Here is a 505-nt window from a genome sequence, read left to right on the forward strand (position 1 = left end):
TATCGACCAAACAACAATCCGTGTTTCGACTATTTCCAATACAAAGGCCGTTCTCGTTCTAACCGTACGTTGATCGATCGTAAAAATGTCAAAGCCATGCTTGAAGCACTCAACTCTGGCGAGCGTGTTTGGTATGCGCCGGATCATGATTACGGAAACAGACGTTCGACGTTTGCTCCGTTGTTCGCGGTTAAAAATGCCTGTACAACAACGGGCACTAGCTTGCTAGTCGATAATACAAATTGCGCAATTGTCCCATTTACGATGGTCAGAGGCGAAGATGGGCATTATACCTTGACGATTGATGCGCCAGTGGATGGATTTCCAAAAGACGATCCCGATAGTGCTGCGGCTTTCGTTAATAAAATCGTTGAAACATCTATCATGGCAAGCCCAAGCCAATACATGTGGCTCCACCGACGTTTTAAAACCAGGCCAGAAGGGGAAGACTGCTTGTATAAACCAAGACTTGTCCCTGCAATGGATATCAGTATTTAAAAAGAAA

At 45.0% G+C, this 505-nt stretch carries 1 pseudogene; it reads left to right on the forward strand.

Annotated elements, in window-relative coordinates:
- A pseudogene (locus R7040_RS30340) lies at positions 1 to 498 on the forward strand (lipid A biosynthesis lauroyl acyltransferase); the annotation flags it as partial.
- Between the last annotated feature and the right edge of the window lie 7 nt (positions 499 to 505).

It is taken from the genome of Vibrio sp. 1069, from assembly GCF_033340555.1.